Raw genomic sequence first — 21,422 nt, forward strand, 5'->3', positions numbered from 1 at the left:
ATACTCAGCGGTGCCGGTTCAGATGACCTCTTTAGCCCCGACGCGTGTCTTGGTGCGGTAAATCTGGTTGAGGAACAGCGAAGTGACGTGCGCCGCGGCGCCGGCACGCTCGCCGTCGAGCAGGTCATAGCCGTGACCGGCGCCCGGGAATTCCAGGTAGCCGACCATCGAATGCGACACCGCCCGCAGCCGCTCGATGAAGCTGCGCGCCTGCTCGACCGGGATCACGGTGTCCTTGCTGCCGTGAATGACCAAGAAGGGCGGCGCGTTTCGGTGCACGCGCGCGATCGGGGACGCGTCGCGGAAGATCTCGGGGCGCCGGGCGATCGACTTTTTCACCACGACGCGCTCGAGGAATTCGACGAACCGTTCGCGCTCCGGCGTGGAGCGATCCTCCCAGTCGTAGCGGCCGTAGATCCCGACGACCGCGTCCACCGAGGTGTCCGCGCCCTCGGGCAGCTTCGCCTGGAATTGCGGGTCGTGGGGCGTCAGCCCGGCCAGCGCGCTCAGGTGCCCACCGGCCGAACATCCCGCCACCGCAACGAAATCGCGGTCGCCGCCGAACTTGTCGACGTTGGCGCGCGCCCACGCGATGGCGGTCTTGACGTCGACGATATGGCGGGGCCAGCGGTGGTGCGGCGAGACGCGGTAGTTGACCGCCAGGCAAACCCAGCCCTGCTCGGCGAGCCGGGACATCAGCGCCGATCCCTGGCCCATGCACTTGCCGTGCACCCAGGCGCCGCCCGGCAGGAAGATCAGGACGGGTGCGGGTTGCGCCGGCAGGTCCTTGCGCCGCCAGACGTCGAGCACCTGATCGGGGTGGTCCCCGTAGTGGACGGCGCGGCGATAGAGATAGCGGCGCTGGCGCAGGCCGTCCCAGATCGGCGGCGTCTTCTCGGCGACGGGCCAGTCCGCCTCGAGGTCCGCGGCCGCCACGACCCCACGCAATGCGGCGAGGGACACCTGCTGGGTGCTCTCGCGGTCACGGCGACGGACGTCGTTGATGCCGGGTGTGAACCAGCCTTTGGTCACCGCGGAGATCGCCTCGGGCGCGTGCCGGGCGCCCCACACACCCATGGCGGTCAAACCCCCCAGGGGTTCAAGATGCTTGCCTACCACGGGCAGCGAAGCCCCGGCCACACTCAACGCCAGCGCATAGTCGCCGGGGCGGGCCCGCAGCAACCATTTCACGCAATCGGTAATGCCCGGACCATTCGCCGTCATGAACGGGACTGTACCCCTCACGGGGTTTCGCAAACTGAGGTTTCCTCAGAACGCGCGGGCGTGGCGGAATCGCTTTGCCGGGCATGCTCGCTGACGACGATATTTACGCTGTTTGAACGGCTTTTGAAGGTTCGCTGCGTTCGCCGAATTTTGCTGTGTACGACACGCTTACCCGGCCGTCAGGTCGGCGATCACCCGGCCACCGATAAGGCTGACGCTGGTCAGCGTCAGCCCCACCTGCGCGGCCAGGGCGGCGGCGCTGTCCACCCCGACGGATGCCCAGCGAAACCAGGGTCCGACCTCCCCCGCCGACTCCAGGCGCACCCAGCGCGAACAGATGCCGATGGCCTCGGCCTCGAATTCGGCCACGCACCGCCCGCCGCGGGCCAACAGCTCGAAGGCGCGCCCGAGGATTCGGCGGGGATCCCCGCCGAGCCCGACATTGCCGTCGACCAATAGGACCGTCTGCCACAGGCCCGTGCCCGGCAGCGGCTCGAAGACGTCGCCCAACAGGGCGGGTGCACCACCGCGACCCGCCAGCTGGATCGCGGTCGCGGACCGGTCGATGCCGAGCGCGGGGATGCCCCGCTGCACCAGCCTCGCCACCAACCGGCCCGGACCGCAACCCAGCTCGATTGTCGGTCCGGTGCACATCCGCGTGACGGCTTCGTCGAAGATTTCGTCGAAGGCTTGGTCGACGGCGTCGCCAGTTCCGTCGCCGGGACGTCGCGCACCCAACCATCGGTGCGCCGGCAGCGGCCGCAGTTCGCCGTCGTCATGACGGATCCAACATCGCTCCCCGCCAAGTGCCCGATCGTAAAGCTGCCCAAGCATTCCACGTCCTCGCGTCCTGGCCGATCGGGCGGTGTGCCGCCACTCGGTCCCGTTGCGGGACGTTGCGGCGACGCACCGGCAAACCCCAACACGCTGACGGCAAGCCCGTGCGTCAGCATTGCTCCGATACCCCGATCGTGGCTCCGTTAATCCATTTCTCGTCCAGACCCTCCCTGCGGCTACGGTGCAGCGACCGGCACGGTTCACCCACCGGCGCGTGCCGGACGTGCGCGCCGCCCTCGCCGGGGTAGCGGGTGCTTCGGAGTTATGTTCTCGGGCAAGGCTTTTCGGCTCGTGGCGGGACGGCGTCGGCCTACCTCATCGGCCGAACAAGAACGCGTCCAGCAGCTCGTTGACCCGTGCGGGCTCTTCGAGCGCCGCCAGGTGCGCGACCCCGTCGAGCACGGCGAAGGACGCGCCGGGGATCGAGTCGGCCATGGCGCGGGTCTCGGCCACCGGAAAGGTGGCGTCTTCCGCGCCGGCGACCACCAGCACCGGCGCCGTGACCCCCGCTAGCAGGGCGTGCTGGTCGGGCCGCGCGGACACCACGCTGCGCACCGCCCAGCGGACCGAATCGGTGTCCACCGACTGCACGGCTGCCCGCACGGTCGCCACCACGTCCGGGCGGGTGCGCAGCGTCGTCGGCCCCAGGAAAGCGCGGACGGCCGAGTGGGTCAGCGGCGGCCGGATGCCGCCGAGCACCTTCGCCAACCACAGCATGGCGGCATACTGCACCTGTTGCGCGACACCGGCTTTCGAGGCCGTGCAATTCATCAGCACCGCGCGGTCGAGGCGGTCGGGGTGACGGGCGGCGAAGGTGCCGCCGATCATCCCGCCCCACGAGTTGCCGACGAAATGGGCCCTGTCGATGTCGAGGCCGTCCATCAGGTCGACGACGCAGCGCGCGCAGTCGGTGAAGCTGAACATCGCGCGCAGCGGCGCACTGGCGCCGTGGCCGGGCGGATCGATCAGCACCAGGCGATGGCTGTCGCCGAAGCGCGCGGCCTGCCCGGCCCACAGGTCGCCCGTCATCAACAGGCTCGGCCACATCAGGACGGCGGGTCCGGTGCCCGCACTGACCTGAACGCGCAGCGTTCCCAGAGCCGTGTCGACGAACCGCGAAGCGAGCCGGGGGGTGTTGGCGGTCACGCTGCCTCCTAGATGTCGATGGTGCACGGCAGATCCCCTATAGCCGTCCCCTGATTTTCCGCGTCGGTGATACTGATGCGGTGACGAACAACGATGTTCATCCTGACCTGCAACGATTCGCCCGCGTCGCCCCACGTCGGCTCGTCGGTCCAAGGACCCTGCCGCTGATGCGGGCGGGGCTCGCGTGGCGGGCACGCCTGGGCAAGCCCGTCGCCGGCGTCGAATCGATCACCCTGGGTTCGGGGGCCGGCGTCCGGCTGTTCCGGCCCGCCGGAGTCAGCGCGCCCGCGCCCGCGCTGTTGTGGATCCACGGCGGCGGATACGTGATCGGCACCGCCCAACAGGATGACCAGCTGTGCAGCGGCTTCAGCAGGCGACTGGGCATCACCGTCGCCTCGGTGGAATACCGTCTGGCGCCCGAACATCCGTATCCCACGCCGCTGGAAGACTGCTATTCGGCATTGACCTGGCTGGCCGGGCTGCCCTCGGTGGACCGCTACCGCATCGCCATCGGCGGCGCCAGCGCCGGCGGCGGCCTCGCGGCGGCCCTGGCCCTGCTGGCCCGCGACCGCGCCGAGCTGAGCCCGGCATTTCAGCTGCTGACCTACCCCATGCTCGACGACCGCAGCTCGGCCACCGCACCCAGGGCGCACTACCGGTTGTGGGACAACCGCAGCAACAAGTTCGGCTGGGCGGCGTATCTCGGCAACGCCGACCCCGAGGTCGCCGTGCCCGGGCGCCGCGACGACCTCAGCGGATTGCCGCCGGCCTGGATCGGGGTGGGCACGCACGACCTGTTCCACGACGAAGACCTCGCCTACGCCGAGCGCCTGACGGCCGCGGGGGTGCCGTGCCAGGTCGAAACCATTCCGGGCGCCTTCCACGGCTTCGACCTGGTGTTGCCGAAAGCCCAAGTGTCGCGGCGGTTTTTCGACAGCCAATGCACCAGTCTGCGCGCCGCGCTCAGCCCGGCCGCCTGACACCGCCTCACATCGCGAAGTACACCAACTCACCGCCGATGACGGTCGCCGCCACCAGGCCGGCGTCCAGGGCGGCCAGCGCCGTCTGCGGCGGTTCGTTGAGCACACAAAGGTCCCCCGGCTGCCCGACGTCCACGGTGCGCGGCCGGCCCGGCTGATCGGCTCGGCCCAAAAACATCGTCAAAGCCTCTCGCGCCGAGACGCATTCGCGCGGGCCGAGAACGGCGCCCTGGACCGTGGTGCGGTGCACCGCGGCGCGCATCGCCGTCCAGGGATCGCCGTGGCCGAACGGCATGTCGGTGGACAACGCGACCGGCACCCGCGCGTTGCGCAGGGATGCGACGCGCCACAGCTGATCGTGCTCGGCGGCGGGGACCTCGGCGAGGTATTGGTCGCCGCGCTCGGCGACGAAGTTGGGCTGCGTCACCACCGTGACCCCGAGCCCGGCGAGGTCGGACAGGTTGTCGTCGGGCACCACCGCGGCGTGCTCGATGCGGTCGTGCGGGTGGCCGCCCGCCTCGCGCAGGGCCGCGATGGTCACCACCAGCTGGGCCGCGGTCACGCAGTGCACGGCCACCGGCTGACCGTTGTCATGCTGGCGCGCAACCCATTCCGTGAGCCCGTCGAGGTCCAGGGCGTCGTCGTGCAGGATCTTCTTGCCCGGCGACAGGAAGCTCAACCGGGGCCGGAACTCGCCGCGCCGGTGCGCGGTCGTCAGCGATTCGATGTCGTCGGCGTCCAGATCCGGGCTGGCGTCGGTGACGCCGGTGACACCGGTCGCGGTGATCCGGCGGCTCAATTCGGCCAGATCGGTTTCGCGCCGCTGCAGGGCCAACGACCAGCCGCGGTCGGCGCTGCGCAGCCGGCCGTCGGGATGCTCGGCCAGCCCGACCCGGCCCAGCGCTTCGGAATTGAGGATCCACAGCGCCCCGCTGCGGTGCTGGATGCGCACGGGAATGTGGGGGACGATGGCGTCGAGCGCGCCCCGATCGAGTTCTCCGGCAACCGAATCGTGGTAGCCCACCGCGCGAATCCAGCCGTCGGGGCCCGGCGTGGCGTTGGCCAGCAAGTGGGCGAGTTCGGTTTCGGTGCTGACCCCGGGCGGCCCGACGAGGAACGAATCCTGCGCCGAGGCCGCCGAGCGCAGGTGCACATGGTGATCGTGCAGGCCGGGCAGGACGGTGCCACCGCCGGCGTACAGCACGCCCTCCCCCGGGCGCGCCGCCAGGCCCTCGCCCGGCGGGGCGATCTCCTCGATCAGCGCACCCACCCGGATGTCGGTCCTGGTCCCGTCCAGCAAGGTGGCCCGTTGGATCAGCATGACAGACACCGCTTCTGGCCGACCAGGCGGCGTACGGCCTCGTTGTCGGCACCCAGCCCGGACGCCGGCGGGGAGGCCGGCGGCGCCTGCGGGGCCGACACGCGCGCGCTCGATGCCGACGGCCCGGTCGGTAGCGCCGCGTAGGCCGCGGCGACCCCGGCCATGGATACGCGGATCAACTCGCCGCCACCGCGGCCCAGGGATTCGGCCACCGCCAGGGTCGCGTCCAGCCCGGTCAGCGGGTCGGCGATCGCGTCGCCGCAGAACACCGGCCCGTCGGCGCTGGTGCCGACCAGCCCACCGGCCACCGCGGCGTCGTCGCCGAATCCCGGTCTGCGGCCGTCATAACCGATGATTTGCAACCAGATTCGGCCGGCGCGCGGCGTGATGTCATCGGGTCCGAGCCCGCGGCGCGCCAGGGCCGCGGGGCGCGAGCCCTCGATGATGATGTCGCTGACGGCCAGCAAGTCCCGCAATTCGTCGGTTTGAGTTTCGAGATCTAGTGCATAGCAGAGCTTTTGGCCGTTGATCCAGTCGAAGAACGCCCGGTTGCCTGCCCGGGTGCCGTCGGGGCGCCGCGGGCTTTCGACCTTGACGACGGTGGCGCCGGCGCGGGCCAGCAGCCCCGCGCACAGGGGGCCCGCCCACATCGAGGACAGGTCGGCCACCAGCAGACCCTGCGGCGGGCGCGGTGCCACCCGCGCTCCGGCGGCGCGTATCCGCGGCGGCGCGGGCACGGCCTCGCCCAGGCCCGCCGCCGGCATGTCGAGCAGCCCCGCCCGTTCGACGATCTCCGACGCCGGGCGGGTGGCGGCCCACCGCTCCAGCACCGGCCACGGGTCGGCGCCCACGTCGTTGGCCTGCACCAGCGCCGGGACGGCGTCGACGTCGTCGGCGCGCGACAGGGTGAGCGCGCACCAGCCATCGCGGGCGGCCAGCAGGCGGGTGGCGCCGCCGGGCGAGACCCGCCCGGCGCGGGTCAATCCCAGCAATGCCGCCCGCCCCGTCAGCAGGCTCGGTGCATCGACAGCGATGCCCAGCCGGTCACCGACGGCCGTGGCGACCTCGAGGGCGCGAGTCAGCACGTTGGCGCGGGAGAAGTCGGCGGGACCGTCGGGCAGGCCGGTCAAATGGGCCAGCCCGCTGCTTCCCCAGTGGGTTGCCGCCGAGCTCACGTCCCCATTGTGCGCGTGGCGCACCTCGTCTCAGAACTGCAGCGCGTGAAACCGCCAGTCCAGCACCGGACGGTCCGGTTCACCCGCGGTGTCGCTGACCGCATACACCAGCGAGCGCAGCCCCAGCACGCCGCCGTGATCGGTGGGCTCGGCCGATTCGACGTGCAGCTCGCTGTAGAGCGTGTCGCCCTCGTGCACGGGCCCGGTGTGATCGCAGGATTGCCAGTTCAACACCGTCACCAGATTGGGCAGCAACCTGCACGCCTGCGCCAAGGCCAGCCCGATGGTATGCCCGCCATACACCAGCCGGCGACCGCCGACCCGCGAATCATGGTGCGTGGCAGCGATATTTAAGGTGAGCCGGGCAAGTTCGGGAGCACCGCTGACCACGTCGGCGGTGCTGTGTAGCACCGCACCCGCCACGCCGGCGTCGAAGTGCGGGCCGGGCACCTTGTCCCGGAACACCTCGCCGGCCCAGTGCGCGGTCGGATCGTGGGCCGGGCCGGCCACGTCGGCGCCGATGCCGGACAGATCGTCGTGCGGCCCGTCCTCCGGCCGCCAATCCGGGCCGGCCGGCAGCATGCCACACCGGTAGAAGTCGAGCACCAACTGATCGGCCTGGTCGATCGTGATCATCCGCAGCGCCGCCAGTCCGGTCGGCGCCCGTCCCGGCTTCGACGAATTCGCCCGCAGCCCAACCACTTCGGTGCGGGTGTAGAGGGAATCGCCGATCACCGGAAACCGGTGGAACACCAGACCGCGATAGAACAGGTTGGCCTTGACCCGCTGGGTCACCAGCGTCGACTGCCCGATCGCCACGTCGCACACCAGCCCCGGGTGGGCCAACGGCGCCGGCAGGCCCGTCACCGCGCCGCACAGGTCGGCGTCCAGCGCCAGCCGCAGCCGGTCGCCCACGATCGCCTGGTGAGCGCCCGCCAATCCGGACGACAGCGTCATCGACGGCGCCCAGTCGAACACCTGCCCCACCGAGAGGTCGTCGAAGTACGGTCCGCCCTCGCGGATTCCCGCATACCCGTCACGCGTCACAACGACCCATGCTGGCAGGCTGTGGAATCGAGGGTCAATTCGGAATCGACCCGCCGTCGACTTGGTGGCGCCCTTTCGCTCCGATTTCGCACATCAAGTCGACGTTCGGCGCAAGTGGATCGGGTGGTCGCGGGTGAGCGGGGAACTGAACGACGAAGAAGAGATGCTGGTCGCCACGGTGCGGGCGTTCATCGACCGCGACGTCAAACCGAGCATTCGCGAGGTCGAACACGAAAACGCCTACCCCGAGGCCTGGATCGAGCAGATGAAGCGGATCGGCATCTACGGTCTGGCCGTTCCGGAGGAGTACGGCGGTTCGCCGGTGTCGATGCCGTGCTACGTGCGCGTCACCGAGGAACTGGCGCGCGGCTGGATGAGCCTGGCCGGTGCGATGGGCGGGCACACCGTGGTCGCGAAGTTGCTGACGCTGTTCGGCACCGAGGACCAGAAGCGCAGCTACCTGCCGCGGATGGCCACCGGCGAGGTGCGCGCCACCATGGCGCTAACCGAGCCCGGCGGCGGCTCGGATCTGCAGAACATGACCACCACCGCGCTGCCCGCCGGCCCCGACGACGCCGATCACCTGGTGATCAACGGATCCAAGACCTGGATCAGCAACGCCCGCCGTTCCAGGCTGATCGCCCTGATGTGCAAGACCGACCCGGACGCCACCCCGCGTCACCGGGGCATCTCGATCGCGCTCGTCGAGCACGGGCCGGGCCTGACGGTGTCGCGGGACCTGCCCAAGCTGGGCTACAAGGGCGTGGAGTCGTGCGAGCTGTCATTCGACAACTTCCGCCTACCTCGCACGGCGTTGCTGGGAGGCGTTGCGGGCGATGGCTTTTCACAGATGATGAAGGGCCTGGAGACCGGACGTATCCAGGTGGCCGCCCGCGCCCTCGGCGTTGGCACCGCGGCGCTCGAAGACGCCCTGGCCTACGCCCAGCAGCGGGAGAGCTTCGGCCAGCCCATCTGGCAGCATCAGTCGATCGGGAACTACCTGGCCGACATGGCGACCAAACTCACCGCGGCGCGACAGCTCACCCGGTACGCCGCCGAGCGCTACGACAGCGGCGAACGCTGCGACATGGAAGCGGGGATGGCCAAACTCTTCGCCTCCGAGGTCGCCATGGAGATCGCGCTGAACGCGGTGCGAATCCACGGCGGCTACGGCTATTCCACCGAATACGATGTGGAACGCTACTTCCGGGACGCGCCGCTGATGATCGTCGGCGAAGGCACCAACGAGATCCAGCGCAACGTGATTGCCCGCCAGCTGGTGACGCGCGGCGGGATCTGATCCGGCCCGCGAATCTCACGGCCCGAGAACAATGTTTGGGGGTATATTTACCTGACTTCTCCGGCGGGCGAACCGGTACGGCAGCAAAGCTGTTCGCCAACCGCGGGAACCACAGGGAAAGGCAGCCGCCATGAGTTATCCTCCCGTGCCGCCCGGCGGTTCGCCAGAATGGCAGGGGCAGCAACCGGAATGGCAAGGCCAACAACCGGAATGGCAGGCTCAGCACCCCGCCGGGTGGCAGGGCCAGCAGCCGCCGGGGTGGCAGGGGCAGCCCCCGCCCGCCGGATGGCCGGCGCCCCAGCCGGGATGGCAGGAGCCGGAGAACTATCTGGTCTGGGCGATCCTGGTCACGGTGCTGTGCTGCCTGCCGTTCGGGATCGTGTCGATCGTCTACTCCACCAAGGTGTCCGGGCTGTGGGTCCAGGGCCGCTACGCCGAAGCCCAGGAGGCGTCGAACAACGCCAAGAAGTGGGCCATCATCGGCGCGATCGTGGGTGCCGTCGCGGCGGTGATCGGTGTGGTGCTGTGGTTCGCCATGTTCGCCGCGATCGTGTCGTCCATCCCGTCCACGACCACCACCACCTATTCGGGCTTCTGAACCCCGACCTCGTCCACCAGCCCCCAGTCCAGCGCGGTGGGCGCGCCCACGGCGCGCCCGGACAACACGAGATACGCTGTGCGCCAACGGCCTATCCGCCGTGTGACGCTGACGGTGCCACCGGCGCCGGGGAGCAGCCCCAACGCCAATTCGGGTAGCCCGAACACCGCGTCGTCGCGGGCGGTGACCCACCCGCAGAACGCCGCCATCTCCAGTCCGCTGCCCAGCACCCGGCCGTGCACCTCCGCCCGGCACGCCCGGCCGAGCCTGACCGTCAGCGCATCGAGCGCCAGGGCCGGGCTGTAGCGGGTGCGGGCCAGATGCGCACTCGCCGGTTCGGCGAAGGTGCCGAATTCGGCGAGGTCCCCGCCGCTGCAGAACGACGGGCCGTTGCCGCTCAACACCATGCCGGTGACCGACGGGTCCAGCTGCGCCACGGCCAGGGCCTCCAACAGCGCCGCGCGCGCATCGGTGGAGAACGCATTGTGCCGCTGGGGACGGTTGAACGCGATGCGCACGACGTCGCCGTCGCGCGTCGCCCGCACCGGGTCGGCGATCTCGGGCACGCGAGCCGGGCCCCGCTCGCGGAGCCACCGCGCGAACTCCGGGCCGGCCTGCAGGGTCGAGTACGCCAACGACTCGGTCATCACCCCGGGCAGCGTCGGGCCGAGCGGGTCCACCGCGCGCAGCACGTCGTCACAGACGGCGCTGGCGTGCGGCCACCGTCCGCAGCGTGCCGTCAGCTCGTCCAGGGTCGCCGGCACCGACTCGACGGTGACCACCCGCCGGTCGGCGCAGGGTTCCTCGGTGAGCGTGAAAGTTGCCGCGTCAAGCCAGGATTCGGACGCGGCGAGGTCGGCGGCCGAACCTATGCAGACGATCACCCCGGGCGGCGACCCCGGGCCGTCGTGCGGCGCACTCGACAGGTCGACCACCCGGAGCATGGCTCACACCGAGTACTTCTCGATCAGCACGTTCTTGTAGAGCTTGCCGGTGTCGGTGCGTGGCAGCTGCGCTTCGAAGGCGATCGATCGCGGGCATTTGTAGTGCGCCAAGCGGTCTCGCAGCCACGCCGTGAGCTCCTCGGCGAATTCGTCGGTGGCGTCGGCGGCCTCGACGGTCTGCACGGCCGCCACCACGCGCTGGCCCATCTCGTCGTCGGGCACCCCGAACACCGCGGCGTCCAGCACCTTCGGATGGGTGACCAGCAGGTTCTCGGCCTCCTGCGGATAGATGTTCACCCCGCCGGAGATGATCATGTGGTGGCGCCGGTCGGTCAGGTACAGGTAGCCCTCGTCGTCCAGGTAACCGATGTCGCCGACGGTGGCCCAGCCGTGCTTGTCGCGCGAGGAGGCGGTTTTGGTTGGGTCGTTGAGGTATTCGAACGCGTAGCCGCCCTCGAAGTAGATCTCGCCGGCCTGTCCCGGCGGCAGCTCGTTGCCGTGCTCGTCGACGATGTGCACGGCGCCGCCCATGGGTTTGCCAACCGAACCCGGATGGGCCAGCCACTCTTCGGCGGTGATCAGCGTCGAGCCGTGCGCTTCGGAGGACGCGTAGTACTCGTCGATGATCGGCCCCCACCAGTCGATCATCTGCTTCTTGATCTCCACCGGGCACGGGGCCGCCGCGTGCATCACCCGCTGCAGGCTGGACAGGTCGTACGAATGACGCACCTGCTCAGGCAGTTTCAGCATGCGGGTGAACATTGCCGGCACGAACTGGCCGTGCGTGACCCGGTGGCGTGCGATGACGTCGAGGCAGCCTTCGGCGTCGAACTTCTCCATGACGACGGTGGTGATGCCGCCGGCCTGCGCGCTCATCGACCACACCGACGGCGCCGTGTGGTACAGCGGCGCCGGGCTGAGATAGACCGAATCGGGCGTCATCCAGAAACTGACCAACGCCGACATCATGCCGGGCGCCTCGGCCGGTGGCACGTGCGGCAATTCGCGTTTGATGCCCTTGGGCCGCCCCGTGGTGCCCGACGAGTACTGCAGCAGGTCGCCCTCGATCTCGTCGTCGATCGGGGAATCGGGCAGTCCGGCAACGCATTCCGGGTAACGCTCCCAGCCGGACAGCTCACCATCGGCGATCAGCAGCAGCCCGGGTAGGCCGCCGGGCAAGTGCTCGGCCAACCCCGCGAGGGTGTCGCGCAGCGCCGCCGAGCCGATGATGGCCTTGGCGCTGCTGTTGTCGATGATGTACGCCGCCTCGGCCGCGGTCAGGTGGGTATTGATCGGCACGTAGTACAAACCGCTGCGACGAGCCGCCCACATCACCGCATGGATGTGCTCGTTGTTCTCCATCAGGATTGCGACGGTGTCGCCCTCACGCAGACCCGCCTGGCGGAACCGGTGCGCCAGTCGATTGGCTCGCGCTTCGAGGTCGTCGAAGGTGACGACCGTCCCGGACGGGTACAGGATGACAGCAGGTTTGTCGGCGCCGATGTAGGGGCGGATCTGCATGCGCAGACTGTACCGCCGCCAAACTTGACGGGTGTTAAGTGGTCGCCGGCCGCGTCGCTCAGCCGGCTTCGGACAGCCGCTGCTTGAGGGCCTCGAACTCGTCGCGCACGCCGGTGGGCAGCTTGTCGCCGACGAACTCGAACCACTCCTCGATCAAGGGCAGTTCCTCGCGCCACTCGGCCGGGTTGACCGCCAGCGCCTTGGCCACGTCACCGCCGTCGACGTCGAGACCGTCCAGGTCCAGGTCGTCGGCCGTCGGCACGATGCCGATCGGGGTGTCCTGGCCGCCGGCCTGGTGCTCGATGCGGTCCACGATCCACTTGAGCACCCGGCTGTTCTCGCCGAAGCCCGGCCACAGGAAGCCGCCGTCTTCGTCGCGGCGGAACCAGTTGACGAAGAACACCTTGGGCAGCTTGGACTCGTCGGAGTTCTTGCCCAGGTCGATCCAGTGCTGGAAGTAGTCACCGACGTGGTAACCCAGGAACGGCAGCATAGCCATCGGGTCGCGGCGCACGGTGCCGACCTTGCCCTCGGCGGCGGCGGTCTGCTCGCTGCCCATGGTGGCCCCCATGAACACGCCGTGCTGCCAGTCGCGGGCCTGGGTCACCAGCGGAACCGTGGTCTTGCGCCGGGCGCCGAACAGGATGCCGGAGATCGGCACGCCCTGCGGGTCGTCCCATTCGGGCGCCAGGATCGGGCACTGCGACATCGGGGTGCAGTACCGCGAGTTGGGGTGGGCGGCCTTCTCGCCCGAGTCGGGCGTCCAGTCGCGGCCCTTCCAGTCGATCAGGTGCTGCGGCTCGCCCTCCAGGCCCTCCCACCACACGTCGTTGTCGTCGGTGAGCGCCACGTTGGTGAAGACGGTGTTGCCGCCCTCGATGGTGCGCATGGCGTTGGGGTTGGACTTCCAGTTGGTGCCCGGCGCGACGCCGAAGAAGCCGAACTCGGGGTTGACCGCGTACAGGCGGCCGTCCTTGCCGAACCGCATCCAGGCGATGTCGTCGCCGAGCGTCTCGGCGCGCCAGCCCGGGATGGTCGGCTGCAGCATCGCGAGGTTGGTCTTGCCGCACGCCGACGGGAATGCCGCGGCGAAGTAGTAGGCCTTGTTCTCCGGGGAGATGAGCTTGAGGATCAGCATGTGCTCGGCGAGCCAGCCCTCGTCGTGGGCCATCGCCGAGGCGATGCGCAGCGAGTAGCACTTCTTGCCCAGCAGCGCGTTACCGCCGTAACCGGAGCCGTAGCTCATGATCTCGCGGGTCTCCGGGAAGTGGGTGATGTACTTGGTGTCGTTGCACGGCCACGGCACGTCCTTTTGGCCCGGTTCCAGCGGCGCGCCCACCGAGTGCATCGCCTTGACGAAGAACCCGTCGTCGCCGATCTTCTCCAGCGCGGCCTTGCCCATCCGGGTCATCACCTTCATGGAGATGACGACGTACTCCGAGTCGGTGATCTCCACACCCAGCTTGGGGTCGTCGGCGCCCAGCGGGCCCATGCAGAACGGCACCACCCACATGGTGCGTCCGCGCATGCAGCCGCGGTACAGGTCGGTCATGGTGGACCGCATCTCGGACGGGTCCATCCAGTTGTTGGTCGGGCCCGCGTCGATCTGGCGCTCGGAACAGATGAAGGTCCGGGACTCCACCCGCGCCACGTCGGACGGATCCGACAGCGCCAGGTAGGAGTTGGGGTGCTTCTTCTCGTTGAGCTTCTTCAGCGTGCCGGCCTCGACCAGCTGGGCCGCCAGCCGGTGGAACTCCTCGTCGGAGCCGTCAGCGAAAACCACCCGATCGGGCTGGGTGAGCTCGGCAACCTCCTGCACCCATGACAGCAGGCCCTGGTGATTCGTGGGTGCTGTGTCCAAGCCGGGAATGGTCGCTGAGGTCATCGAACTCTCCTGGATTCTTCTGCGTATCGGGCTGGTGTTGCTCGCTATGCTCTCGCCCACACAATTAAGGAATTGGTGGCGTTAACTACAGGTTATCCTGAGGATCTTGTCGGGGAAGTCTCGGGCAGGTATAAGCCTTCTCACAACAACGATTCAGAAGATCCCGACGGGTCGCCATCTTCGCTCCTTGAAGCGGGTTTTTGGGTCTCGTCAGCGCTGGCTTGTTCGGCGTGACTTTCGTCCTCTCGTATACCCGGTTCACCCAGTTCTGCACGCACCGCTGCCAGGGCGGCCGTCACCGCCGGCATGTCCCGATCCCGCGCGGCGGCGGCGCGCGCGGCCGCCAGGGCGTGCTCGCGCAATTCGGCGTCGATGACGCCCACCGCGGCCGACACCTGCGCGTTCTCCGCCTCGTCGTGGGCCAGCAGCGCTTTGCTCAACACCGACTCGGCGACCAGCACGCGGGTGGCGACCAGCTCCTCGACGACCGATTGCAGCGAGGCCGTTACGTCACCGGCCCAGCGGTCCAGCAGCGACCGGTCGTGCAGCAGCGCCCGGAGGTTGATCACCATGTAGGTGAGCGCCACCGAGATCGCCACGCACGCCAGGCCGGCGACGGCGGACAGCGCGGGGCTCAGCCGCGTGGCCAGCCCGCTCATCAGCCGGCTCAACGTCAGCGCCACGCCGAGCCCGAACCCGACGCCCAGCAGGATCATCAGCCAGGTCTCGTGCCGGCGGGACTTCAGCGGCGGCGGTGACACGTCGACCGTGGGCAGCTGCTCGAGCGGCGGCAGCTCCATCGGCACGTCCACCACCTGCGCCACCTCGGCGAGTTTCGTGTCGGTGTCGCGGCTGACCTCGGCGACCGCCTCCTCGAGCGCCTCGTAGGCGTCCGTCTCGAAGCCGGGCAACTTGCGCCGCGACAGCCCCGCCGCGTTTTCCTGCAGTTCGGTGCGCACCGACGCGCACCGGTTGCGCGCGGAGTGCGACAGCGCCACCCGGGCCTGCTGGATCTGGCCGCGCAGCGTGATGGTGCGCTCGCTTTTCGCCTGCCGCCGCTGCTGCAGGGCGGCGCTGCGCTCTTCGCGCAGCGCCTCCACCCGGGCCCGCCGGCCCGACCCCTCGACCTCGCGATCGAACCGCCGGCTCAGCGTCTGCAGCCGGGATTGCCACGCCCGCAACCGGTTTCGCCGTGCCAGATCGGGGTCCTCGAGTTGCGCCGAGACGGTCTCGACCAGGTCGTCGACGTCCGGGTCCCCCAGATCGGGCAGGGCCGCCGCGCCCACCCAGGGCGCCCGCGCGTAGCGCGGCGCGTGCGCGCCCAGCGCGTCGCGGTTGGCGGCGACGATCTCCCGCCAGTTCAGGTGCACGTCGATCTTGGACACCACCCCGACGACCGCGTCGGTGTGCTCGGTCGCGGCGTCCAGCAGCGCGCAGTCCGACGAGGTCAGGTTCGCCGCCGCGGACACGACGAACACCACCGCCATCGGCACCTCGCGGGGACCGAGGTCCGTCGACTCCACGAACGTGCGCTGCGGGAGCCGCTTACGCAGCGCGTCGGCCACCGCGCTGACCCCGGCCATCCACGGGCCGGTCACCAGCACGGCGTCGAGGCGCTGGATGGCCGGCGGATCCAGCCCGGGCCCGGCCGCCGCCACCAGCGCGTCCACCACGGCGACGGGATCGTCGCCGGATTCGCCGCTCACCAGGATTCCCCCGGCAGCGAGGCACAGGCCTGAGACCACAACCGCAGCGATCCCCGGGCGATGTCTGCGCCGCAGGCGCGGTGCAGTTCGCTGGCCGACGCGCGGCTGTAGCGCTGCCAGCGCACCGCCCGCGGCAGGTGTGCGGCCGGATCACGACGAGCGTCGCGGGGCCGCCGGTCGTCCGGGTCCAGCCCGGCCGCCTCGGCCAGATCCACCGCGGCCGCCATCCGGGCGACCACGGTGTCGTCGCACGACAGGAACCCGCTGATGCGCTCGCCCAGCCCGCCCCCGCCGGCGGCCAGCGCCTCGAGTTCGGTGACGGCGTCGCGCACCCGCTGGTAGCGCGCCGCGGCGCCGAGCGCGCCGAGCCTGGCCAGCACGCCCTCGACGCCGCTCATCCGGTGCAGCAGGGTCAGCACCTGGGTCGGGGTCCGGCCCTGCCGAAAGGCGGCGACCGCCAGGGCGGTGCCGAACAGGTCGAGGGTTTCCAGCAGGCGCTGCCGCACGTCGGTCGGCACCGGGACGTCGGCGGTCAGGAACCCGGCGAAGGAGCCCTCGAAGCAGGCGGTGGCGCCGGGGTGGGCGGCGAGCGTCGACAGCGCCGTCCACAGGGTGCTGTCCAGGTCGTCGAGGGCGGCGACCGCGAGCAGCCCGGTCATCGGCTCGAACGGCACGCCGAAGGGCGCCGAGAACTCGGTGCACCTCGCCCGCGCCGCCGCGACGGGCCCGTCGCCCCGACCGGACAGCGAGCCCGCGAGATCGGCCTTGTTCAGCACCGCCAGCACCGGGTGCCCGGCCGCCGATGCCCGCGCGATCGCCTGGGTGTCCTCGGGCTTGACCACCTCCGCGATCACGTGGACCACCGCGTCGACATCGCCTTCGCTCACTGGGTCCGCCACCGCGATCCCCGCCGCGCGCCCGGCGCCGTCCAGGGCGCGGCGCACGGTGCGGCAGCCGACCCCCCGGCGGCCGCGCACGGCCACGCGCAGCGGTGCGGCGGTGCGCTGCGCGATCGCCGCCACCCGCGGGTCGACCTGGCCGGCCGCAAACCGCGCCAGCTCGTCGACGAAACTCTGGTGTCCTTGTCCCCTCATATCCCGCCTGTTCGGTCCAGCTGACCCCTCGCCCGGCCGCGTCGAAACTACTGGGCGCAGCACCGAGGCCGTGCGGTCCCACCGAATGGTGGCATCCGCGTCACCAAGAAGCGAGCCACCGTTAATCAGTTACCAGTTGAAGACAACTGTTGGGTATCAATCCGGACCAGGGGCGGCTACATCCCAGGTTTATAGGCCACCATGGACAAATGCATGCGCAGCGCGGGGTGGCGATGTCTGCCGAGACACCCTCGGGGGACTCGAACCGCCCGGACCAGCGCTATCTCCCGGCCACGGCGTTCCGGGCCCGCCGAGCGGCCCTGTCCGATGCCCAGCGCCAGACCTGGGAGCGCCGCTGGCCCGAGCTCGGGCTGTCGATCGGCTCCGCGGCCGACGAGGCCGACCACCCCGACCCCTCGCTGGATACCCGCGCCTGGTTCGGGCGTCAGGCGCCGGTGGTGCTCGAAATCGGTTGTGGTAGTGGCATTTCCACGCTGGCGATGGCCAAGGAAGAGCCCGGCATCGACGTGGTCGCGGTGGAGGTCTACCGGCGCGGGCTGGCGCAGCTGCTGTGCGCGATCGACCGCGACAAGGTGAGCAACATCCGGCTGATCCGGGGCAACGCCGTCGACGTCCTGCAACGACTCATCGCGCCCGGCTCGCTGACCGGGGTTCGGGTCTTCTTCCCCGATCCATGGCCGAAGGCGCGCCACCACAAACGCAGGTTCCTGCAGCCGGGCACGATTGGCTTGATAGCCGACCGGCTACTCCCTGGTGGTGTCCTGCACATTGCGACGGACCACGCCGGCTACGCCGAGCACATCGCCGAGGTCGGCGCGGGCGAACCCCGGCTGCGCCCTGCCGATCCCGACGGCGCATTGGCGATCTCGGTCAAGCGCCCCACCACCAAGTACGAGACGAAGGCTCAAGAAGCGGGCAGCGCCGTCACCGAATTCATTTGGCTTAGACGATGAGTAGGCGATGACTATGAGCCTGACCGAAGAGACCGCGGCGGGGGCCGAACCCGTCGCGCCGCCGGCCGTGCTGACCGGCGACGCGCTGGGCGGCTTCTCTCCACCGGGCGGACGCGTGTTGCTGGTGTGGGACGCCCCGAACCTCGACATGGGCCTGGGATCCATCCTGGGCAGACGCCCGACGGCTTTGGAGCGTCCGCGGTTCGACGCCCTGGGCCGCTGGTTGCTGGCGCGCACGGCCGAGGTCAGCGCCGCGCGCCCGGGCGTCATGGTGGAACCCGAGGCCACCGTCTTCACCAACATCGCGCCGGGCAGCGCCGACGTCGTCCGGCCCTGGGTGGACGCGCTCCGTAACGTGGGGTTCGCGGTGTTCGCCAAGCCGAAGATCGACGAGGACAGCGACGTCGACCGCGACATGCTGGCCCACATCGAGCTGCGCCGCACCGAGGGGCTGGCGGCGCTGGTGGTGGCCTCCGCCGACGGTCAGGCGTTTCGCCACCCGCTGGAAGACATCGCACGATCCGGGGTCGGCGTCCAGGTGATCGGATTTCGCGAACATGCGAGTTGGGCGCTAGCGTCGGATACCTTGGACTTCGTTGATCTGGAGGACATCGCTGGTGTCTTCCGGGAACCGTTGCCGCGGATCGGCCTAGATTCGCTGCCTGACCAGGGAGCGTGGCTGCAGCCGTTCCGGCCGCTGTCCGCGCTGTTGACCGCGCGTGTGTGACACTGGAAAACCGATGCGCGGGTCGTTAACGATCCAGTAAGGAGCTTGCGTGTTCGCCTGGTGGGGTCGAACTGTGTACCGATATCGGTACATCGTGATCGGGGTCACGGTAGCTCTGTGTCTGCTGGGTGGCGTCTTCGGAATCAGCTTGGGCAAGCATGTTACACAGAGCGGCTTCTACGACGACGGCAGCCAATCCGTGAAGGCGTCGGTGCTGGGCGACCAGACCTACGGCCGTGACCGCACCAGCCACGTGGTGGCCACCTTCACCGCTCCCGACGGAAAAACGGTCGACGACCCGGCGTGGCGGAACAAGGTCGTCGCCGAGCTCAACAAGTTCAAGACCGACCATCCCGACCAGGTCGTCGGGTGGGCCGGCTGGCTGGCGCTGGCGAATCCCGCCGACGCGCCCCCGCTCATCAAGGGGATGGTGAGCGAGGACAAGAAGCACACGTTCGTGTCCATCCCGCTCAAGGGCGACGACGACGACAGCATCCTCAACAACTACAAGGCCATCGCACCGGATCTGCAGAAGCTCAACGGCGGGACCGTGGAACTCGCCGGCCTCGAGCCGATCGCCAACGCCCTGACCGGCACCATCGCCACCGACCAGCGCCGCATGGAGGTCCTCGCCGTGCCGATGGTGGCGGTGGTCCTGTTCCTCGTCTTCGGGGGCGCGGTCGCCGCCGGCCTGCCGGCCATCGTCGGTGGCCTGAGCATCGCGGGTTCACTGGGCATCCTGCGGCTGGTCGCCGCGTTCGGGCCGGTGCACTATTTCGCCCAGCCGGTGGTCTCGCTGATCGGCCTGGGCATCGCCATCGACTACGGACTGTTCGTGGTGAGCCGGTTCCGGGAGGAGATCGCCGAGGGCTACGACACCGAGGCCGCGGTGCGAAGAACCGTGATGACGGCCGGTCGCACCGTGACGTTCTCCGCGGTGCTCATCATCGCGTCCAGCGCCAGCCTGCTGGTGCTGCCGCAGGGCTTCGTGCATTCGCTGACCTACGCCATCTTCGCCGCGGTGGGCCTCGCCGCGTTGCTGTCGATCACGTTCCTGCCGGCCTGCCTGGGCATCCTCGGCCGCCACGTCGACGCGCTGGGGGTGCGGACCGCCTTCCGGGTGCCGTTCCTGCGGAACTGGAAGTATTCGCGCGCCTACCTGAACTGGCTGGCCGATCGGCTGCAGAAGACCAAGACCCGCGAAGAGGTCGAGGCCGGCTTCTGGGGCAAGCTCGTCAACTGGGTGATGAAGAAGCCGTTGGCGTTTGCCATCCCGATCGCCGTCGGCATGATCCTGCTGGTCATCCCGCTGGGCAACCTGTCGTTCGGCGGGATGAGCGAGAAGTATCTGCCCCCGGACAACCCCGTGCGCCTGGCGCAGGAACATTTCGACAAGCAATTCCCCGGCTACCGGACCGAACAGCTCACCGTGGTGATCCAGAGCGACAACCACAGCAAGGTCACCGACCAGCAGGTGGCAGACATCCGCAACAGGATTTCTTCGATCGGCGGGTTCACCGACAAGACCTGGCAGGAGCGAGCCTGTCCGACCATCGCAGGCAACCCCTGCGTCGCGGGCCCGAACGGGACCACGGTCCCCAAGGACGGCTCGGTGCGGGTGATCCAGAACGGCCTGGCCAACCGCAATGACGCGGCCAAGAAGATCGCCGAACTGCGGGCGGTGAATCCCCCGAAGGGGTTGAACCTCTACGTCGGCGGCACGCCGGCTTTGGAGCAGGACAGCATCCACAGCCTGTTCGACAAGGCGCCGTTGATGCTGGTGCTGCTGCTGGGCGCCACGCTGCTGCTGATGTTCCTGGCGTTCGGGTCGGTGGTGCTGCCGATCAAGGCGGTGCTGATGAGCGCGCTGACGCTGGGATCGACGATGGGCATCCTTACCTGGATCTTCGTCGACGGGCACCTGTCGGGCGTCCTGAACTTCACGCCGACGCCGCTGATGGTGGTGGTGATCGCGCTCGTCGTCGCCGTCGGCTTCGGCCTGGCCACCGACTACGAGGTGTTCCTGGTGTCGCGCATGGTCGAGGCCCGCGAACGCGGCATGTCGACGGCCGAGGCCATCCGGATCGGCACCGCGACCACCGGGCGCCTGATCACGGCCGCCGCGCTGGTGCTGGCGGTGGTGGCCAGTTCGTTCGTTTTCTCCGACCTGGTGTTGATGAAGTATCTGGCCTTCGGCCTGATGGCGGCGCTGCTGCTGGACGCCACCGTCGTCCGGATGTTCCTGGTGCCGTCGGTGATGAAGCTGCTCGGCGACGACTGCTGGTGGGCACCGCGCTGGGCCCGGCGCCTGCAGAACAAGATCGGGCTGGGTGAGATCGACCTGCCCGACGAGCGCAAGCGGCCCACGCTCAACGGCCGGCCCGCGCGCCCGCCGGTGGCGGCCAGCCTGGTCGCCGCGGCACCGCGCCCGCCGCACGACCCCACCCACCCGGCCGCGCTGGAGCCGTCGCGGCCCGCGCGCCCCGCGTCGGCGGAGCCGCGGCCCGCGCAGGAACCGGCGGCGAGCACCACGCGCATCCCGGTGCGGCCCAACCAGCCGACCGAGGCCCAGACGACGCGCTTCGCGGCGCCCGGGCGTGACCGGCCGGCCGACGCGCGCCCCGCAACCAATTCCGCGCCGCCGGCCCCCCAGCGGCCCCCGGCGACCGGTCCGGCGGCACCGCCGTCCGGCGATCAGACGCGGGCAATCCCGGTGCCCGGCAACCGTTCCGACGACGGCGACACCGCCGAGCCCACCACCGCCCTGCCGAGAATGCGGCCGGAAGGCTCGGGCCCCGGTGATCCCAACGCGGCCACCGATCAGGCGAACGCGCGCGGGCAGGGCGAAAACGGCGACCCGGCCCGGCAACGCCGGCGCTCCGGCGGCGGGCTGTCCGCCCAAGATCTGCTGCGTCGCGAGGGACGGCTGTAACCGTCTACCCG

At 69.8% G+C, this 21,422-nt stretch carries 17 protein-coding genes; 6 read left to right on the forward strand and 11 right to left on the reverse strand.

The window, feature by feature from the left end:
- Nucleotides 1–18: 18 nt before the first annotated feature.
- The 3 genes from AC5Y5B_RS03800 to AC5Y5B_RS03810 all read right to left on the reverse strand — a co-directional run bounded on the left by AC5Y5B_RS03800 (nt 19) and on the right by AC5Y5B_RS03810 (nt 3,108).
- On the reverse strand, nt 19–1,224 hold the full coding sequence (locus AC5Y5B_RS03800) for an alpha/beta hydrolase fold domain-containing protein (RefSeq protein WP_500003689.1): 1,206 nt from the start codon (nt 1,222–1,224) through the stop codon (nt 19–21).
- Between the two features lie 168 nt (nt 1,225–1,392).
- A complete protein-coding gene (locus tag AC5Y5B_RS03805; protein ID WP_112632776.1) occupies nt 1,393–2,058 on the reverse strand; it encodes a class I SAM-dependent methyltransferase in 666 nt (221 codons plus the stop codon).
- Between the two features lie 318 nt (nt 2,059–2,376).
- Nucleotides 2,377–3,108: an alpha/beta fold hydrolase gene (locus AC5Y5B_RS03810; RefSeq protein WP_112632785.1), complete on the reverse strand. Its 732-nt coding sequence runs from the start codon at nt 3,106–3,108 to the stop codon at nt 2,377–2,379.
- 179 nt (nt 3,109–3,287) lie between these two features.
- On the opposite strand from AC5Y5B_RS03810, the gene AC5Y5B_RS03815 reads away from it, so the two are divergent.
- Nucleotides 3,288–4,187 carry an alpha/beta hydrolase gene (locus tag AC5Y5B_RS03815; RefSeq protein ID WP_500003693.1) on the forward strand — a complete coding sequence of 300 codons (900 nt, stop codon included), beginning with the start codon at nt 3,288–3,290 and terminating at the stop codon, nt 4,185–4,187.
- 7 nt (nt 4,188–4,194) lie between these two features.
- On the opposite strand, the gene AC5Y5B_RS03820 is transcribed toward AC5Y5B_RS03815, so the two are convergent.
- The 3 genes from AC5Y5B_RS03820 to AC5Y5B_RS03830 are packed head-to-tail and all read right to left on the reverse strand — an operon-like array spanning nt 4,195 to nt 7,730.
- Nucleotides 4,195–5,508, reverse strand: coding sequence for an amidohydrolase family protein (locus tag AC5Y5B_RS03820; RefSeq protein ID WP_500003695.1), 1,314 nt, complete (start codon nt 5,506–5,508; stop codon nt 4,195–4,197).
- The gene (locus AC5Y5B_RS03825; protein WP_289176449.1) at nt 5,502–6,683 is read right to left on the reverse strand and encodes a CoA transferase; all 1,182 of its coding nucleotides are present in this window, start codon (nt 6,681–6,683) and stop codon (nt 5,502–5,504) included. The genes AC5Y5B_RS03820 and AC5Y5B_RS03825 overlap by 7 nt, the downstream gene beginning before the upstream one ends.
- 30 nt (nt 6,684–6,713) lie before the next feature.
- Entirely contained in the window at nt 6,714–7,730 is a 1,017-nt protein-coding gene (locus AC5Y5B_RS03830) for a MaoC family dehydratase (protein WP_112635559.1), read from the reverse strand.
- 145 nt (nt 7,731–7,875) lie between these two features.
- Between AC5Y5B_RS03830 and AC5Y5B_RS03835 the strand changes: the two genes are divergently transcribed.
- Nucleotides 7,876–9,030, forward strand: coding sequence for an acyl-CoA dehydrogenase family protein (locus AC5Y5B_RS03835; protein WP_165821900.1), 1,155 nt, complete (start codon nt 7,876–7,878; stop codon nt 9,028–9,030).
- Nucleotides 9,031–9,160: 130 nt separating this feature from the next.
- Entirely contained in the window at nt 9,161–9,628 is a 468-nt protein-coding gene (locus tag AC5Y5B_RS03840; RefSeq protein ID WP_500003698.1) for a CD225/dispanin family protein, read from the forward strand.
- Here AC5Y5B_RS03840 and AC5Y5B_RS03845 read toward each other — a convergent pair.
- The 5 genes from AC5Y5B_RS03845 to AC5Y5B_RS03865 form a co-directional block, all read right to left on the reverse strand.
- On the reverse strand, nt 9,613–10,572 hold the full coding sequence (locus tag AC5Y5B_RS03845) for an enoyl-CoA hydratase/isomerase family protein (protein ID WP_112635555.1): 960 nt from the start codon (nt 10,570–10,572) through the stop codon (nt 9,613–9,615). The genes AC5Y5B_RS03840 and AC5Y5B_RS03845 overlap by 16 nt on opposite strands.
- 3 nt (nt 10,573–10,575) lie before the next feature.
- Nucleotides 10,576–12,093, reverse strand: coding sequence for a fatty-acid--CoA ligase FadD4 (gene fadD4, locus AC5Y5B_RS03850; protein ID WP_500003701.1), 1,518 nt, complete (start codon nt 12,091–12,093; stop codon nt 10,576–10,578).
- Between the two features lie 58 nt (nt 12,094–12,151).
- Nucleotides 12,152–13,978 (reverse strand): phosphoenolpyruvate carboxykinase (GTP), encoded by a 1,827-nt coding sequence (locus AC5Y5B_RS03855; protein WP_112635551.1) that lies wholly within the window; start codon nt 13,976–13,978, stop codon nt 12,152–12,154.
- Between the two features lie 140 nt (nt 13,979–14,118).
- Complete coding sequence (locus AC5Y5B_RS03860) at nt 14,119–15,684, reverse strand: AAA family ATPase (protein WP_500003704.1); 1,566 nt, start codon at nt 15,682–15,684, stop codon at nt 14,119–14,121.
- Entirely contained in the window at nt 15,681–16,778 is a 1,098-nt protein-coding gene (locus AC5Y5B_RS03865; RefSeq protein WP_500003707.1) for a hypothetical protein, read from the reverse strand. Before AC5Y5B_RS03865 ends, AC5Y5B_RS03860 begins: the two co-directional genes overlap by 4 nt.
- Before the next feature lie 233 nt (nt 16,779–17,011).
- Here AC5Y5B_RS03865 and trmB point away from each other — a divergent pair, with 233 nt between their 5' ends.
- The 3 genes from trmB to mmpL3 are packed head-to-tail and all read left to right on the forward strand — an operon-like array spanning nt 17,012 to nt 21,411.
- Nucleotides 17,012–17,752, forward strand: coding sequence for a tRNA (guanosine(46)-N7)-methyltransferase TrmB (gene trmB / locus AC5Y5B_RS03870; protein WP_500003860.1), 741 nt, complete (start codon nt 17,012–17,014; stop codon nt 17,750–17,752).
- A gap of 13 nt (nt 17,753–17,765) precedes the next feature.
- On the forward strand, nt 17,766–18,479 hold the full coding sequence (locus AC5Y5B_RS03875; RefSeq protein WP_500003709.1) for an NYN domain-containing protein: 714 nt from the start codon (nt 17,766–17,768) through the stop codon (nt 18,477–18,479).
- Between the two features lie 49 nt (nt 18,480–18,528).
- A complete protein-coding gene (mmpL3, locus tag AC5Y5B_RS03880) occupies nt 18,529–21,411 on the forward strand; it encodes a trehalose monomycolate exporter MmpL3 (protein WP_289176447.1) in 2,883 nt (960 codons plus the stop codon).
- The last annotated feature ends 11 nt before the right edge of the window (nt 21,412–21,422 follow it).

This window comes from Mycobacterium sp. NGS33 (assembly GCF_059812885.1).

Coding starts and splice junctions, on each gene's coding strand:
- AC5Y5B_RS03800 (WP_500003689.1), bottom strand. CDS start 1,224: ATGACGGCGAATGGTCCGGGCATTACCGATTGCGTGAAATGGTTGCTG.
- AC5Y5B_RS03805 (WP_112632776.1), bottom strand. CDS start 2,058: ATGCTTGGGCAGCTTTACGATCGGGCACTTGGCGGGGAGCGATGTTGG.
- AC5Y5B_RS03810 (WP_112632785.1), bottom strand. CDS start 3,108: ATGTGGCCGAGCCTGTTGATGACGGGCGACCTGTGGGCCGGGCAGGCC.
- AC5Y5B_RS03820 (WP_500003695.1), bottom strand. CDS start 5,508: ATGCTGATCCAACGGGCCACCTTGCTGGACGGGACCAGGACCGACATC.
- AC5Y5B_RS03840 (WP_500003698.1), top strand. CDS start 9,161: ATGAGTTATCCTCCCGTGCCGCCCGGCGGTTCGCCAGAATGGCAGGGG.
- AC5Y5B_RS03845 (WP_112635555.1), bottom strand. CDS start 10,572: ATGCTCCGGGTGGTCGACCTGTCGAGTGCGCCGCACGACGGCCCGGGG.
- fadD4 (WP_500003701.1), bottom strand. CDS start 12,093: ATGCAGATCCGCCCCTACATCGGCGCCGACAAACCTGCTGTCATCCTG.
- AC5Y5B_RS03855 (WP_112635551.1), bottom strand. CDS start 13,978: ATGACCTCAGCGACCATTCCCGGCTTGGACACAGCACCCACGAATCAC.
- AC5Y5B_RS03865 (WP_500003707.1), bottom strand. CDS start 16,778: ATGAGGGGACAAGGACACCAGAGTTTCGTCGACGAGCTGGCGCGGTTT.
- trmB (WP_500003860.1), top strand. CDS start 17,012: ATGTCTGCCGAGACACCCTCGGGGGACTCGAACCGCCCGGACCAGCGC.
- AC5Y5B_RS03875 (WP_500003709.1), top strand. CDS start 17,766: ATGAGCCTGACCGAAGAGACCGCGGCGGGGGCCGAACCCGTCGCGCCG.